General features: G+C 69.2%; 16 protein-coding genes and 5 tRNA genes. 16 read left to right on the forward strand and 5 right to left on the reverse strand.

What is annotated here, in order from left to right; translation table 11 throughout:
- Window positions 1-514 precede the first annotated feature (514 nt).
- The 3 genes from ACIGXP_RS22150 to gltX all read left to right on the forward strand — a co-directional run bounded on the left by ACIGXP_RS22150 (window position 515) and on the right by gltX (window position 3183).
- On the forward strand, window positions 515-709 hold the full coding sequence (locus ACIGXP_RS22150) for a hypothetical protein (protein ID WP_363215744.1): 195 nt from the start codon (window positions 515-517) through the stop codon (window positions 707-709).
- Window positions 710-920: 211 nt separating this feature from the next.
- The gene (locus tag ACIGXP_RS22155; protein WP_363215745.1) at window positions 921-1706 is read left to right on the forward strand and encodes a fumarylacetoacetate hydrolase family protein; all 786 of its coding nucleotides are present in this window, start codon (window positions 921-923) and stop codon (window positions 1704-1706) included.
- On the forward strand, window positions 1699-3183 hold the full coding sequence (gene gltX, locus ACIGXP_RS22160; RefSeq protein WP_399770714.1) for a glutamate--tRNA ligase: 1485 nt from the start codon (window positions 1699-1701) through the stop codon (window positions 3181-3183). The genes ACIGXP_RS22155 and gltX overlap by 8 nt, the downstream gene beginning before the upstream one ends.
- Window positions 3184-3243: 60 nt before the next feature.
- Here gltX and ACIGXP_RS22165 read toward each other — a convergent pair whose 3' ends face one another.
- A complete protein-coding gene (locus ACIGXP_RS22165; protein ID WP_363215747.1) occupies window positions 3244-3528 on the reverse strand; it encodes a hypothetical protein in 285 nt (94 codons plus the stop codon).
- 41 nt (window positions 3529-3569) lie between these two features.
- Between ACIGXP_RS22165 and ACIGXP_RS22170 the strand changes: the two genes are divergently transcribed.
- From ACIGXP_RS22170 to ACIGXP_RS22195, 6 genes are all read left to right on the forward strand, one after another.
- A complete protein-coding gene (locus ACIGXP_RS22170; protein WP_399770717.1) occupies window positions 3570-4301 on the forward strand; it encodes an HAD family hydrolase in 732 nt (243 codons plus the stop codon).
- A gap of 90 nt (window positions 4302-4391) precedes the next feature.
- Window positions 4392-4463: transfer RNA gene (locus ACIGXP_RS22175), tRNA-Gln, on the forward strand.
- A gap of 21 nt (window positions 4464-4484) precedes the next feature.
- Window positions 4485-4557 (forward strand) — tRNA-Glu (locus tag ACIGXP_RS22180).
- 30 nt (window positions 4558-4587) lie between these two features.
- Window positions 4588-4660: transfer RNA gene (locus ACIGXP_RS22185), tRNA-Glu, on the forward strand.
- 21 nt (window positions 4661-4681) lie between these two features.
- Window positions 4682-4753, forward strand: a tRNA-Gln gene (locus ACIGXP_RS22190).
- A 28-nt stretch (window positions 4754-4781) separates the two neighbouring features.
- Window positions 4782-4854, forward strand: a tRNA-Glu gene (locus tag ACIGXP_RS22195).
- Window positions 4855-4906: 52 nt separating this feature from the next.
- On the opposite strand, the gene ACIGXP_RS22200 is transcribed toward ACIGXP_RS22195, so the two are convergent.
- Window positions 4907-5551: a MerR family transcriptional regulator gene (locus ACIGXP_RS22200; RefSeq protein ID WP_399770720.1), complete on the reverse strand. Its 645-nt coding sequence runs from the start codon at window positions 5549-5551 to the stop codon at window positions 4907-4909.
- A gap of 82 nt (window positions 5552-5633) precedes the next feature.
- Between ACIGXP_RS22200 and ACIGXP_RS22205 the strand changes: the two genes are divergently transcribed.
- Complete coding sequence (locus ACIGXP_RS22205; protein WP_363215750.1) at window positions 5634-6143, forward strand: DUF4188 domain-containing protein; 510 nt, start codon at window positions 5634-5636, stop codon at window positions 6141-6143.
- A 78-nt stretch (window positions 6144-6221) separates the two neighbouring features.
- Here ACIGXP_RS22205 and ndgR read toward each other — a convergent pair whose 3' ends face one another.
- Window positions 6222-6938: an IclR family transcriptional regulator NdgR gene (gene ndgR / locus ACIGXP_RS22210; protein WP_023546516.1), complete on the reverse strand. Its 717-nt coding sequence runs from the start codon at window positions 6936-6938 to the stop codon at window positions 6222-6224.
- Window positions 6939-7134: 196 nt separating this feature from the next.
- Here ndgR and leuC point away from each other — a divergent pair, with 196 nt between their 5' ends.
- The 4 genes from leuC (at window position 7135) to ACIGXP_RS22230 (ending at window position 10454) form a co-directional block, all read left to right on the forward strand.
- Window positions 7135-8565 (forward strand): 3-isopropylmalate dehydratase large subunit, encoded by a 1431-nt coding sequence (gene leuC / locus ACIGXP_RS22215; protein WP_363215751.1) that lies wholly within the window; start codon window positions 7135-7137, stop codon window positions 8563-8565.
- Between the two features lie 6 nt (window positions 8566-8571).
- Entirely contained in the window at window positions 8572-9165 is a 594-nt protein-coding gene (leuD, locus tag ACIGXP_RS22220) for a 3-isopropylmalate dehydratase small subunit (RefSeq protein ID WP_399770725.1), read from the forward strand.
- A gap of 271 nt (window positions 9166-9436) precedes the next feature.
- The gene (locus ACIGXP_RS22225; protein WP_363215752.1) at window positions 9437-9667 is read left to right on the forward strand and encodes a hypothetical protein; all 231 of its coding nucleotides are present in this window, start codon (window positions 9437-9439) and stop codon (window positions 9665-9667) included.
- Between the two features lie 136 nt (window positions 9668-9803).
- A complete protein-coding gene (locus tag ACIGXP_RS22230) occupies window positions 9804-10454 on the forward strand; it encodes an HU family DNA-binding protein (RefSeq protein WP_363215753.1) in 651 nt (216 codons plus the stop codon).
- A gap of 82 nt (window positions 10455-10536) precedes the next feature.
- On the opposite strand, the gene ACIGXP_RS22235 is transcribed toward ACIGXP_RS22230, so the two are convergent.
- Complete coding sequence (locus ACIGXP_RS22235; RefSeq protein WP_399770728.1) at window positions 10537-10740, reverse strand: hypothetical protein; 204 nt, start codon at window positions 10738-10740, stop codon at window positions 10537-10539.
- Window positions 10741-10885: 145 nt separating this feature from the next.
- Window positions 10886-11524: a 2-phospho-L-lactate guanylyltransferase gene (cofC, locus tag ACIGXP_RS22240; protein ID WP_399770731.1), complete on the reverse strand. Its 639-nt coding sequence runs from the start codon at window positions 11522-11524 to the stop codon at window positions 10886-10888.
- 154 nt (window positions 11525-11678) lie between these two features.
- Here cofC and ACIGXP_RS22245 point away from each other — a divergent pair, with 154 nt between their 5' ends.
- Window positions 11679-12449, forward strand: a complete 771-nt coding sequence (locus ACIGXP_RS22245; RefSeq protein ID WP_363215756.1) for a lysophospholipid acyltransferase family protein — start codon at window positions 11679-11681, stop codon at window positions 12447-12449.
- On the forward strand, window positions 12446-13456 hold the full coding sequence (locus tag ACIGXP_RS22250) for an NAD(P)H-dependent glycerol-3-phosphate dehydrogenase (RefSeq protein ID WP_363215757.1): 1011 nt from the start codon (window positions 12446-12448) through the stop codon (window positions 13454-13456). Before ACIGXP_RS22245 ends, ACIGXP_RS22250 begins: the two co-directional genes overlap by 4 nt.
- The last annotated feature ends 61 nt before the right edge of the window (window positions 13457-13517 follow it).

A 13517-nucleotide genomic window follows, 5' to 3' on the forward strand; every position in this document is an offset into this window, starting at 1 on the left:
CGGCGTTCTGGAGAGCGCCCTGAAAACGCCCTCCGGGTGGTCTTGAGTGACCGGCGCTGGCTCCCCCCTGATCTCGCCGCCGCTTGGCGCTGCGTTGCGCCCCATGTGCGCCGGCTCGATCCCCGCGGCGGTCCGTGGAATTCCAGCACAGTGCCGGATCTCCAACAAGGTGCGTGTCCCGAGCTGTGACCTCCGTGACGGGCTGTGAGTGCCGAGTTACCAGTCGTGGAGGCTGATCCGGGACGAAACGGGCGTTTCTCTGCGAGTTGTCGCTCATCGCTCGGTGTCCCAGTCGCCATGATCAGGAGCGGAATGATGGCTTCAGGGGCCCAATGTCCGTTTCGCTGGGGCGCGTTGCGGGTGAGGTTTGACCGGTTTGTCCGCGAGGTCGTGAGCAAACTCACATGAACGTCCTGGGCGGTTGGCGCCTGCGGCAGGGAATTGGATGTTTAGCCTGACGCTTTACAAGAGCGACGCTTCTGTACGCCGACACAGGACTAGGACTCGTACAACCGTGAAGACGACGATGATGCTCCACAAGATCGCCAACCCGCGACGCACCACCCTGGCGCATCTGAAGGACACCGGCGACCTGCAGACGCCCGAGCTGCAGGAGCACTCCGTCGACCTCCCCGCCCAGACCGCCAACCCGCGACGCACGGTCCTGGTGGACGTCCCCGTCGGCGCGGCGGCCGCGGCCGGAGAGTAGCGCGACGCGCTGCCGGCCACCGCCGGCCCGGCTCCTGGCCCGCCGTTTCCCCTCCCACACCCCGCGCTCCCACCCCCGGTCCCCGCGCCGTACGGCCGGGGACCGGCTGCTTCCCCGCGCGCCCGGCCCCGCGGACTCGGAATTCCGGTGGTCCGACCGGTTAACCTGAGGCGTCAGTACGCCGGTTCTCAGTGAGGGGCGCAAGGATCCCGTGCGCATCGCCAGGTTCTCCATCGACGGGAACGTCGCCTTCGGCGCGGTCGAGGGCGACAAGCAGGACGAACTCGTCCTCGACATCATCAAGGGCATCCCGTTCGCGGACCACGAGCTGTCCGGTACGAAGGTGCCGCTGAACAAGGTCAGACTGCTCCCGCCGGTGCTCCCCAACAAGGTCGTGGCCTTCGGCCGCAACTACGCCGAGCACGCGCGCGAGCTGAGCAACGAGGTGCCGGACGACCCGTTCGCCTTCTTCAAGCCCTCCACCTCGGTGATCGGTCCCGGTGACGACATCCAGTACCCGCCGTTCTCCGAGGAACTGCACCACGAGGCCGAGCTGGCCGTCGTCATTGGCCGTATGTGCCGCGAGGTGCCGCGCGAACGCGTCAAGGACGTGATCTTCGGCTACACCTGCGCCAACGACGTCACCGCCCGTGACGTCCAGCGCCGCGAGAAGCAGTGGGCGCGCGCCAAGGGCTTCGACAGCTCCTGCCCGCTCGGCCCCTGGGTGGAGACGGACCTGGACCTGGAGCGCGCGAACGACCTGACCATCCAGCTCACGGTCAACGGCCAGCAGCGCCAGCTGGGCCGTACCAGCGAGATGATCCACCCCATCGAGGACCTGGTCGTCAACATCTCCGAGGCGATGACCCTGCTCCCCGGCGACGTCATCCTCACCGGCACCCCGGCAGGGGTCGGCCCCCTGAACGTCGGCGACGAGGTCGCCGTCACCATCGAAGGCATCGGCACTCTCACCAACAAGGTTGTCAAGCGTGGCTAGCGCACCCGGCTCTCCCGTACGCGTCCGTTTCTGCCCCTCGCCCACCGGTAACCCGCACGTGGGCCTGGTCCGCACCGCCCTGTTCAACTGGGCGTTCGCCCGGCACCACCAGGGCACCCTGGTCTTCCGCATCGAGGACACCGACGCGGCCCGCGACTCCGAGGAGTCGTACAACCAGCTGCTCGACGCGATGCGCTGGCTCGGCTTCGACTGGGACGAGGGCCCCGAGGTCGGCGGCCCGCACGCGCCGTACCGCCAGTCGCAGCGCATGGACATCTACGCCGACGTCGCGCAGAAGCTCCTGGACGCCGGCCACGCCTACCACTGCTACTGCTCCCAGGAGGAGCTGGACACCCGCCGCGAGGCCGCCCGCGCCGCCGGCAAGCCCTCCGGCTACGACGGCCACTGCCGCGACCTGAGTGCCGAGCAGGTCGAGGAGTACCAGGCCCAGGGCCGCACCCCGATCGTCCGCTTCCGGATGCCGGACGAGACGATCACCTTCACCGACCTGGTCCGCGGCGAGCTGACCTTCACGCCGGAGAACGTGCCGGACTACGGCATCGTCCGTGCGAACGGCGCCCCGCTGTACACGCTGGTCAACCCGGTCGACGACGCGCTGATGGAGATCACCCACGTCCTGCGCGGCGAGGACCTGCTCTCCTCCACCCCCCGCCAGATCGCGCTCTACAAGGCCCTGACCGAGCTGGGCATCGCGAAGCGGACCCCGCAGTTCGGCCACCTCCCCTACGTCATGGGCGAGGGCAACAAGAAGCTCTCCAAGCGCGACCCGCAGGCGAGCCTGAACCTCTACCGCGAGCAGGGCTTCCTGCCCGAGGGCCTGCTCAACTACCTGTCCCTGCTGGGCTGGTCCCTCTCCGCGGACCAGGACATCTTCACGATCGACGAGATGGTCGCGGCCTTCGACATCTCCGACGTCAACCCGAACCCGGCGCGCTTCGACCTGAAGAAGTGCGAGGCGATCAACGGCGACCACATCCGCATGCTGGATGTGAAGGAGTTCACCGAGCGCTGCCGCCCGTGGCTGAAGGCCCCGTTCGCCCCGTGGGCGCCGGAGGACTTCGACGAGGCCAAGTGGCAGGCGATCGCCCCGCACGCCCAGACCCGCCTCAAGGTCCTCTCCGAGATCACCGACAACGTCGACTTCCTGTTCCTCGCCGAGCCCGTCTTCGACGAGGCCTCGTGGACCAAGGCGATGAAGGAGGGCAGCGACGCCCTCCTGCGCACCGCCCGCGAGAAGCTGGAGTCGGCCGACTGGACGTCGCCCGAGTCCCTCAAGGAGGCCGTCCTGGCCGCCGGCGAGGCCCACGGCCTCAAGCTCGGCAAGGCCCAGGCCCCGGTCCGCGTCGCCGTCACCGGCCGCACCGTCGGACTGCCGCTCTTCGAGTCCCTGGAGGTCCTGGGCAAGGAGAAGACGCTGGCGAGGATCGACGCGGCGCTGGCGAAGCTGACCGCCTAGCCGGCACATGCGTCAGGGGCGGCATCCGGAGTGTTCCGGGTGCCGCCCCTGTTGCGTCGGTCACTGGGCTTCGGCTTCGTCGATCAAGTAGGCACTCTCGTCGAAGATCTCCAGCACGACGATGACCATGATCGCTCCGGCCACCATGTACTCCAGCACCACACCGGGGGCGACATAGGCCTTGCGCAGGTTGTCGTCCGGGCCCAGCGGCGCGGTCGAGGTCTTCCGGAACGGGTCACGGGCCAGTATCCGCACGGCCTTGTCCAACTGCGCTCGGCGCTCTGCGGGCAGGGCGTCGTACGTCGCACGGGCCTCGACGGTGAATTGGACGCGGTACTCGCTCATGGCCCTCAGTGTGCCAGCCGTCCGGCGGTACCGTCGGTGTCATGACGATCAGAGCCGTGGTCTGGGACGTGGACGACACGCTGTTCGACTACACGACCGCAGACCGTGAGGGCATGCGGGCGCATCTGGCGGTGGAGGGGCTGCTCGTCGGGTACGCGACGCCCGAGGAGGCCCTCCTGCGGTGGCGGGAGATCACCGACCGGCAGTGGGCGCGGTACGCGGCGGGGGAGTGCTCCTTCCAGGACCAGCGGCGCGACCGCGTGCGTGTGTTCCTCGACACGGAACTGACCGATGCCGAGTGCGACGCCTGGTTCCAGCGGTACATAGGGCACTACGAGGCCGCCTGGAGCCTCTTCCCGGACGTCCTGCCCGCCCTGGAGGCACTCTCCGCCAGCCACCGGCACGCGGTGCTGTCCAACTCCAGCATCACGGTCCAGGAGCACAAGCTGCGCACCCTCGGCCTCCTCGACCGCTTCGAGGCCGTGCTGTGCGCCGCCGAGCTGGGCGTCTCCAAGCCGGAGCCCGGCGCCTTCCTGGCCGCCTGCGAGGTGCTGGGACTGCCTCCGCACGAGGTGGCGTACGTCGGCGATCACCCGGAGATCGACGGGCGGGGTGCCGCCGAGGCGGGGCTGCTGTCCGTGTGGATCGACCGCGGGACGGCGTACGCACAGGCCGCCGGGGACGTCGTCGCGCACCGGATCTCGACCCTCGCCGAACTCCCGGCGCTCGTCCGCGCGGATACCCGTTTTGGAGCCCCGTCCACCTTCGGGTAATGTTCTTCCTGCGCCGAGGGGAGCGGGCCGGAAGGCCGGAGCCCCACGGAGCAAGCTAGAACGAGAACCCCGCAGGGGCTTGAGTTCCAGTGGCCTATGGTGTAATTGGCAGCACGACTGATTCTGGTTCAGTTAGTCTTGGTTCGAGTCCAGGTAGGCCAGCTCGCAGAGCTTATCTGCAAAGCCCCCGTTGTGTAGCGGCCTAGCACGCTGCCCTCTCAAGGCAGTAGCGCCGGTTCGAATCCGGTCGGGGGTACTGATCCTGATCTCGGTCGGGATCGCTAGGGCCCCCGTTGTGTAGCGGCCTAGCACGCCGCCCTCTCAAGGCGGTAGCGCCGGTTCGAATCCGGTCGGGGGTACTGACTGGTCTAAACCATCATTGGTCTATGGTGTAATTGGCAGCACGACTGATTCTGGTTCAGTTAGTCTTGGTTCGAGTCCAGGTAGACCAGCTCGGACCTGCGGAAACGCAGAGTCCACGCCCCCGTTGTGTAGCGGCCTAGCACGCCGCCCTCTCAAGGCGGTAGCGCCGGTTCGAATCCGGTCGGGGGTACGCACAGGGAAGGCCCCCCACTTCGGTGGGGGGCCTTCGCCGTACCCGGGCGCTACTCGAAACCGTAGCGGCGCCCCGACTCCTCCTCCTGGGCCAGCCGGCGCAGGGCCTGCAGCATCGGCTCGGTCAGCACCGCGCCGAGCACCGCCGTTTCCACCTTCTCCGCCTCCGACGGATGCGTCTCCACGAAGTCCAGGTCGAGTTTGGCCACCTCGTGCATCAACCTGCCGTAGGACGCGAGCAGTTCGGAGCCCCAGTCGTAACCGAGCCGGCGGAACGCGGCCACCGCCACCACCAGCGAGCGGTACGAGGGGGAGATCGTCGTCAGCAGCTTCGCGTTGGACCAGCCCAGGCGGTCGAGCAGCTCGTCCACCTCCCGGTGGGCCGCCTGTACGAAGGCGTCCTCCTCGTCCGGCTCCGGCACCTGCGGCAGCGCCCACAGGGCCGCGCCCAGCCGGATCGTGCGGCCCAGGGCGTAGTCGTCGACGTGGCCCAGCACCTCCCGGACCGTGGCCACCGGGATCCCGCCGACCTGGATCATCGCGCGCACCAGCCGCAGCCGGCGCAGGTGCCCGTCGTCGTACTCCGCCGTCGTGGGGTTGACCTGGCGGCCCGGCGGCAACAGGCCTTCACGCAGGTAGTACTTGATCGTCGCGGTGGACACACCGCTGCGTCTGCTCAATTCGGCGAGCCGCATGTCTTGCGCTCCTTCTTGGATAACGGCACTATCCAAGCATCGGAAGTTGGATAGCGTCGCTCGCCAACGAGGGGGAGTAGTCATGGTTTCCCGTACGACCGCCGATGCCAAGGGCGAGGTCGTCGTCCTGCTGATCGGCATGCGCATCAACCGCTTCTGGGCCGTGCATCTGTGGCTCCCGGTGATGCTCGCGATGTTCCGGATGCTGCGGGAACTGGAGAAGGACCCGGCACGGGGCCTGCGCAGCCGCGTCATGCTGACGGCTTCGCCGCGCACGTACTACATCGTCCAGTACTGGGAGTCCAAGGAGAAGCTGTACGGCTACGCGACGGCTCCCGACGCCTTCCACCACAAGGCCTGGGCGAAGCTCAACCGCAAGGAGCGGACCGGGAAGCTGCGCGGGCAGGTCGGCATCTGGCACGAGACGTATGTCGTGCCGGAGGGGTCGTACGAGGCGATCTACGGCGACATGCCCGCGTTCGGCCTCGCCGCGGCGCACGGGCAGATCCCGTTGGAGAAGCGCGGGCGCTATGCGAAGGACCGGCTCTCCTACCGCTCGCGACAGGCCCCGGTGGCGGAAAAGGCCGGCTGAACAGGGGGGACGGGGGACGAGGAGGGCCTGCCGCGGCGTTGAGGCAGGCCCTCCTCGCGTTCCCGCACGGCGGGGGGCTCAGCCCGAGCGGCGCAGGGCCTCCGACAGACGGGCCGCCGCGTCGATGACCGCCTGGGCGTGCATACGGCCCGGGTGGCGGGTCAGACGCTCGATGGGGCCGGAGACCGAGACGGCGGCCACGACGCGGTTGGAGGGGCCGCGTACGGGCGCGGAGACGGATGCGACGCCCGGCTCGCGCTCGCCGATGGACTGGGCCCAGCCGCGCCGCCGTACGCCCGACAGGGCCGTCGCCGTGAAGCGGGCGCCCTGCAGGCCGCGGTGCAGGCGCTCGGGCTCCTCCCAGGCGAGCAGGATCTGCGCCGAGGAGCCGGCCTTCATCGTGAGCGTGGAGCCGACCGGGACGGTGTCCCGCAGGCCGGACAGGCGCTCCGCCGCGGCCACACAGATGCGCATGTCACCCTGGCGCCGGTAGAGCTGTGCGCTCTCGCCGGTGACATCGCGGAGGTGGGTGAGCACGGGGCCCGCCGTCGCGAGCAGGCGGTCCTCGCCCGCCGCCGCCGCGAGCTCCGCGAGGCGCGGGCCGAGAATGAAACGGCCCTGCATGTCGCGTGCCACCATGCGGTGGTGTTCCAAAGCCACGGCCAGGCGGTGAGCCGTGGGTCGTGCCAGTCCGGTGGCACCGACCAGACCCGCGAGGGTGGCCGGACCGGACTCCAGAGCGCTCAGGACGAGGGCCGCCTTGTCCAGAACGCCGACGCCGCTACTGTTGTCCATGCAACGATACTCACGTCTCACTCTGTGAAACGCAAGTTCAATTTTCCGTGGAACGCGCCACCCTGGAATCACACAGCGGCCCGCAGACCAACGGGCCTGGCGGTGGACGCCCGGAATCACGACATCAGGGTGCGGCGGCCGCTTCCTCAAGATCTCTAGTTGGGCCGGTGCACCTTTGCCGGCCGGAGGGAAAGCGATGGGTAGGACACTCGCGGAGAAGGTCTGGGACGACCACGTCGTCCGGCGCGCCGAGGGCGAGCCCGACCTCCTCTACATCGATCTGCACCTGCTGCACGAGGTGACCAGCCCCCAGGCCTTCGACGGTCTGCGCAAGAGCGGCCGGACGGTGCGTCGCCTCGACCTCACCATCGCCACCGAGGACCACAACACCCCGACCCTCGACATCGACAAGCCCATCGCCGACCCGGTCTCCCGGGCCCAGCTGGAGACCCTGCGCAAGAACTGCGCCGAGTTCGGCGTGCGGCTGCACCCGCTGGGCGACGTCGAGCAGGGCGTCGTGCACGTCGTCGGCCCGCAGCTGGGTCTGACCCAGCCCGGTACGACCGTGGTCTGCGGTGACTCGCACACCTCCACGCACGGCGCGTTCGGCGCCCTGGCGTTCGGCATCGGCACCTCCCAGGTCGAGCATGTGCTGGCCACCCAGACGCTGCCGCTGGCCCGCCCGAAGACCATGGCGATCACCGTCGAGGGCGAGCTGCCCGAGGGCGTCACGGCCAAGGACCTGATCCTGGCGATCATCGCGAAGATCGGTACGGGCGGCGGCCAGGGCTACATCCTGGAGTACCGCGGCTCCGCCATCGAGAAGCTCTCGATGGAGGCCCGGATGACCATCTGCAACATGTCGATCGAGGCCGGTGCCCGCGCGGGCATGATCGCCCCCGACGAGACCACCTTCGCGTACCTCAAGGGCCGCCCGCACGCCCCCGAGGGCGCCGACTGGGACGCGGCCGTCGAGTACTGGAAGACGCTGCGCACCGACGACGACGCCGAGTTCGACGCCGAGGTCGTGATCAACGCCGACGAGCTGTCCCCGTTCGTCACCTGGGGCACCAACCCCGGCCAGGGCGCGCCGCTTTCGGCGAACGTCCCCGACCCGGCTTCGTACGAAGACGCTTCGGAGCGCCTCGCCGCCGAAAAGGCCCTGGAATACATGGGGTTGGAGGCCGGCCAGCCGCTGCGCTCCATCAAGGTGGACACCGTCTTCGTAGGTTCCTGCACCAACGGCCGCATCGAGGACCTGCGCGCAGCCGCGGACCTGCTGCGGGGCCGCAAAGTCGCCGACGGCGTACGGATGCTGGTCGTCCCGGGCTCCGCGCGCGTGGGTCTGCAGGCCGTCTCCGAGGGTCTGGACGTGGTCTTCAAGGAGGCCGGCGCCGAATGGCGGCACGCGGGCTGCTCGATGTGCCTCGGCATGAACCCCGACCAGCTGGCCCCGGGTGAGCGCTCCGCGTCCACCTCCAACCGCAACTTCGAGGGCCGGCAGGGCAAGGGCGGTCGTACGCACCTGGTGTCGCCGCAGGTCGCGGCGGCCACCGCCGTCCTGGGCCACCTGGCCTCGCCCGCCGACCTGTCCGACGCCGAGACCCGTACGCCCGCTGGAGTCTGATCAGTCATGGAAGCATTCACCACGCACACCGGCCGGGCCGTCCCGCTGCGCCGCAGCAACGTCGACACCGACCAGATCATCCCTGCTCACTGGCTCAAGAAGGTGACCCGGGACGGCTTCGAGGACGGGCTGTTCGAGGCCTGGCGCAAGGACCCGGAGTTCGTGCTCAACCGCCCGGAGCGGCAGGGCGCCACGGTCCTGGTCGCCGGCCCCGACTTCGGCACCGGCTCCTCCCGCGAGCACGCCGTCTGGGCGCTGCAGAACTACGGCTTCAAGGCCGTGATCTCCTCCCGTTTCGCGGATATCTTCCGGGGCAACTCGCTGAAGAACGGCCTGCTCACGGTCGTGCTTGAGCAGAAGATCGTGGACGCGCTGTGGGAGCTGACGGAACAGGACCCCACTGCTGAGGTCACTGTGGACCTTGAGGCTCGTGAGGTGCGCGCCGAGGGCATCACGGCCTCCTTCGAGCTGGACGAGAACTCCCGCTGGCGGCTGCTGAACGGCCTGGACGACATCTCCATCACGCTGCAGAACGAGGCCGACATCGCCGCTTACGAGGCCAAGCGGCCGCCGTACAAGCCGAGGACGCTCCAGGTCTGATCGGCTCCGGCCGCAGGGCCAGAGCGGTCGGATCCGGCCACCCAACACCCCCTCCGTACCCCCGATCGCCACGATCGGGGGTACGGCCATGTCCGGGCCCGAATCGTCCCGCACGCTTCTTGCCCGCCTCTCAACTTCCCACGTTACGAAGGGTGTTGCGCGGGTACGTGAGTGCTGGGATCGCGTCCTCCGCAAGTGCCTGGAAGGCCATTTGAGGCGGCAGTTACCCCCTGGGCAGGCGACAACTCGCCCCAGATGGCACAATCTGTGCATGGGACACGACGGCCAACTCCAGCTCTATACGGCGGTCGCGAACCAACTCAAGGAAGCGCACGCAAAAGTGCGCGCACTGCAAGTCCCGGAGGGCGTACGGATGGCGCTGACCCGGAAGCTGCTGGTCATTACGGCCGCGGCCAAGCACGATCTCGCCGCTGCGGCAAGGCGGCTCGAGCGGTTCAACGCGGACCTCGACGAGGGTCGGATCCCCGAAGAGGACGACTGAACAGCCCGAGACCACCGAGTCCGTTGCGGCACAAGGGTGATTAGCCCGTTTCGTGTTTGATTTGCGGTATATATCTGCCTAACGTGCGAAAAAGCTTGAACACTTTCGTTCTGGCGATGTCTCCGAAGGGGAAGACGTGAACAAGGCGCAGCTCGTAGAAGCGATTGCCGACAAGGTGGGTGGCCGCCAGCAGGCCGCCGACGCTGTCGATCATGTCCTGGACGCCATCGTCCGCGCGGTCGTCGCGGGCGAGCGGGTCTCGGTCACCGGCTTCGGGTCCTTCGAGAAGGTGGACCGCCCCGCCCGTTACGCCCGCAACCCTCAGACCGGTGAGCGGGTTCGGGTCAAGAAGACCTCCGTGCCGCGCTTCCGTGCCGGTCAGGGCTTCAAGGACCTGGTGAGCGGCTCGAAGAAGCTGCCGCGCGGTGGCGAGGTCTCGGTCAAGAAGGCGCCCAAGGGCAGCCTGACCGGCGGCGCCGCGGCGACGGTCAAGAAGGCCGCCGCGAAGAAGACCACCAAGGCCGCCGCCGCGAAGAAGACCACGGCGAAGAAGACGACCGCGAAGAAGACCACGGCCGCCGCGAAGAAGACCACGGCGAAGAAGGCTCCCGCCAAGAAGACCACGGCGGCCGCCAAGACCACCGCCGCGAAGAAGACCACCGCCAAGAAGGCCACCGCCAAGAAGGCCCCGGCGAAGAAGGTCACCGCGAAGAAGGCCCCGGCCAAGAAGTCGACGGCACGCAAGACCACCGCGAAGAAGGCCACCGCCCGCAAGGCGACGTCGTAAGCCGCCAGGGCACCACGCCAGGGCACTCACGCGCCGGGCCGGACTCCCTCGGGAGCCCGGCCCGCGGCGTTTGTAAGGGCAGTTACAGGGTTTGGAGGGTTACGAGGGTGATGCGCAGGGCGTCGCCCTGTCCCTCGGTCTCGATCCGCACCCGCTGACCGGGGCGGAGCAGCCGCAGGCCGCCCTTGTCGAACGCCGACGCGTCGAAGGGGACCGGGGTGCCGTCGTCGAGGAGCACCTGCCCGCTTCGGGTTGCCGGGTCGTAGGTGTATGCGGTGGCCTGCATGGCAGCAGCCTAGTGGTTGCCCTCGTTCCGGGTTTCGCCGCGGGGGTGCAGGCCGGCTGCGGACTGCGAGGGGATGTCCCCTAGGGGGAGGCACCTCTCGGCGAGCACCGCCTCGAACCCCTCGCCCGGCCCCGCACCGGGCGCCTCACGACCCGGGGATCAGCAGTCCCGCCGAAACGGCTGCCGTATACGGCCCGACCCCCAGGGCCAGCGCCGCCCGCAAGTCGTCCCCGGTGTCCACATCCTGTCGTACCGAATCCACCCCCGCGAGCCGGAGTTCTTCCGCCCCCGACTCGCGGTGCCGGGCACGGGAATCAATGCCGAACTCCGGCCGCAATTCCCGGTCCGGCCCCGCGGCCAGCAACGTCGTGCCCAGCCGAGCCGCATCCGCGAGAAAGGCCCGGGAAAACTCCGCCGCCGCGCCCAGGACGACGGCCAGTTCCGTCGGCCGCAGTGCCGGCAGATCGGCGTTCAGTGCCGCGACAGGTGTGCGCGGGCGTATTTCGCGTACGGCGGTGGCGCCATGCGTGAGAGCGGTGTTCAGGCCGCTTGCCGGTGCGTCCGGGACGATGCGCGCGCCCAGCGCGGCCAGCTCGCGTGCGGCCAGCTCGTCGTCCGTGACGACTGCCACATCCGCCACGGCCGGACACGCCAGCGCGGCGGCCACCGTGTCCTGTGCGAACGCGAGGGCCAGCCCCGGCCGCACTGCGTCGGCGGCGGTGTCCGCCAACCTGCTCTTGGCCCGTGCCAAGGGCTTCAGCGGGATCACCAAGCTCCACTGCACCGGCGTACCGCCCCTCTCTTGTCGCGATCATTGTCCCCGGGGCTTCTGGCGGCCTGCCCCTCGGGGCGTACGGTGTTCTCGACAGACCGGCGGCCCGGGGCGACACTTGTGCGGCCCCCGCCGGGGTGGCAGCCCCCTAGAGGAAGGTGTCCTTGTGCCCCGCCGCAGAATCGGCTTCTGGTACCGCTTCGCCGCGGTGATCTGCAAACCGCCGCTGGTGGTTCTGATCAAGCGGGACTGGCGTGGAATGGAGCACATTCCGGCCGAGGGTGGATTTATCACCGTGGTGAACCACAATTCCCACGTGGACCCCTTCGCGTACGCGCACTATCAGTACAACACCGGACGGGTTCCGCGATTCCTGGCGAAGAGCGGACTTTTCAAGAAGGGATTCGTCGGCGCCGCCATGCGCGGCACCGGGCAGATCCCCGTCTACCGCGAGTCCACGGACGCGCTCAGCGCCTTCCGCGCCGCGATCGACGCCGTGGAGCGCGGCGAGTGCGTCGCCTTCTACCCCGAGGGCACCCTCACCCGCGACCCGAACGGCTGGCCCATGACCGGCAAGACGGGTGCCGCCCGCGTCGCCCTGCAGACCAGGTGCCCGGTCGTCCCGGTCGCGCAGTGGGGCGTCAACGAGCTGCTGCCGCCGTACGCCAAGAAGCCCAACCTCTTCCCGCGCAAGACCCATCACGTGCTGGCGGGCCCGCCCGTGGACCTGTCGCGCTTCTACGACAAGGAGATGACCCCGGACCTGCTGAAGGAGGCCACCGAGGTCATCATGGCGGCCATCACCCGCCAGCTGGAGCAGATCCGCGGCGAGAAGGCGCCCGAGACGCCCTACGACCCGCGCCGCGAGCGGATCGAACAGCGACGCCGCACCCAGGCGCAGACGCAGCGCAAGGAACCGGAAGGGCAGGGCAAGTGAGCAAGGCGGTCAAGGCGGCGGTCATGGGCACCGGCTCATGGGGTACCGCCTTCGGTATGGTCCTCGCCGATGCGGGCTGCGAAGTGACCCTGTGGGCGCGCCGCCCCGAGCTGGCCGAGGCGGTCAACTCCACCCGGACCAACCCCGACTACCTGCCCGGCGTCGAACTCCCGGAGAACCTCGCCGCGACCTCCGATCCGGCCGAGGCGCTGCGGGACGCGGACTTCACCGTCCTCGCCGTCCCCTCCCAGACCCTGCGCGCCAACCTCGCCGAGTGGACCCCGCTGCTCGCCCCGGACACCGTGCTCGTCTCCCTGATGAAGGGCGTCGAACTCGGCTCCACCATGCGCATGAGCGAGGTCGTCGACGACGTCGCCAAGGTCGGCTCCGACCGCATCGCGGTCGTCACCGGGCCCAACCTGGCCCGCGAGATCGCCGCCCGCATGCCCGCCGCGGCCGTCGTCGCCTGTACCGACGAGGCAGTCGCCCAGCGCCTCCAGGCCGCCTGCCACACGCCGTACTTCCGGCCGTACACCAACACCGACGTCGTCGGCTGCGAACTGGGCGGAGCGGTCAAGAACGTCATCGGCCTCGCGGTCGGCATCGCCGACGGCATGGGGCTCGGCGACAACGCCAAGGGCTCGCTCATCACCCGCGGTCTCGCCGAGACCACCCGGCTCGGCATGGCGCTCGGCGCCGACCCGCTGACCTTCTCCGGACTCGCGGGCCTCGGCGACCTGGTGGCCACCTGCTCCTCGCCGCTGTCCCGCAACCACACCTTCGGCACCAACCTCGGCAAGGGCATGACGCTCCAGGAGACCATCGCGGTCACCAAGCAGACCGCCGAGGGCGTCAAGTCCTGCGAGTCGGTGGCGGATCTGGCCCGCCGGCACGGTGTGGAGATGCCCATCACCGAGACGGTCGTGGACATCGTGCACGAGGGCAAGCCGCCGGTGGTCGCCCTCAAGGAGCTGATGGCGCGCAGCGCGAAGCCGGAACGACGCTGAGCGACCGTTGGAGGGACGCTGCGTCACGGTGGCCCAGCGGGCGCTGACTCGGCCGATACCA

Origin of the sequence: Streptomyces sp. NPDC053069, from assembly GCF_044546895.1 — a bacterium.
Classification (GTDB): Bacteria; Actinomycetota; Actinomycetes; order Streptomycetales; family Streptomycetaceae; genus Streptomyces.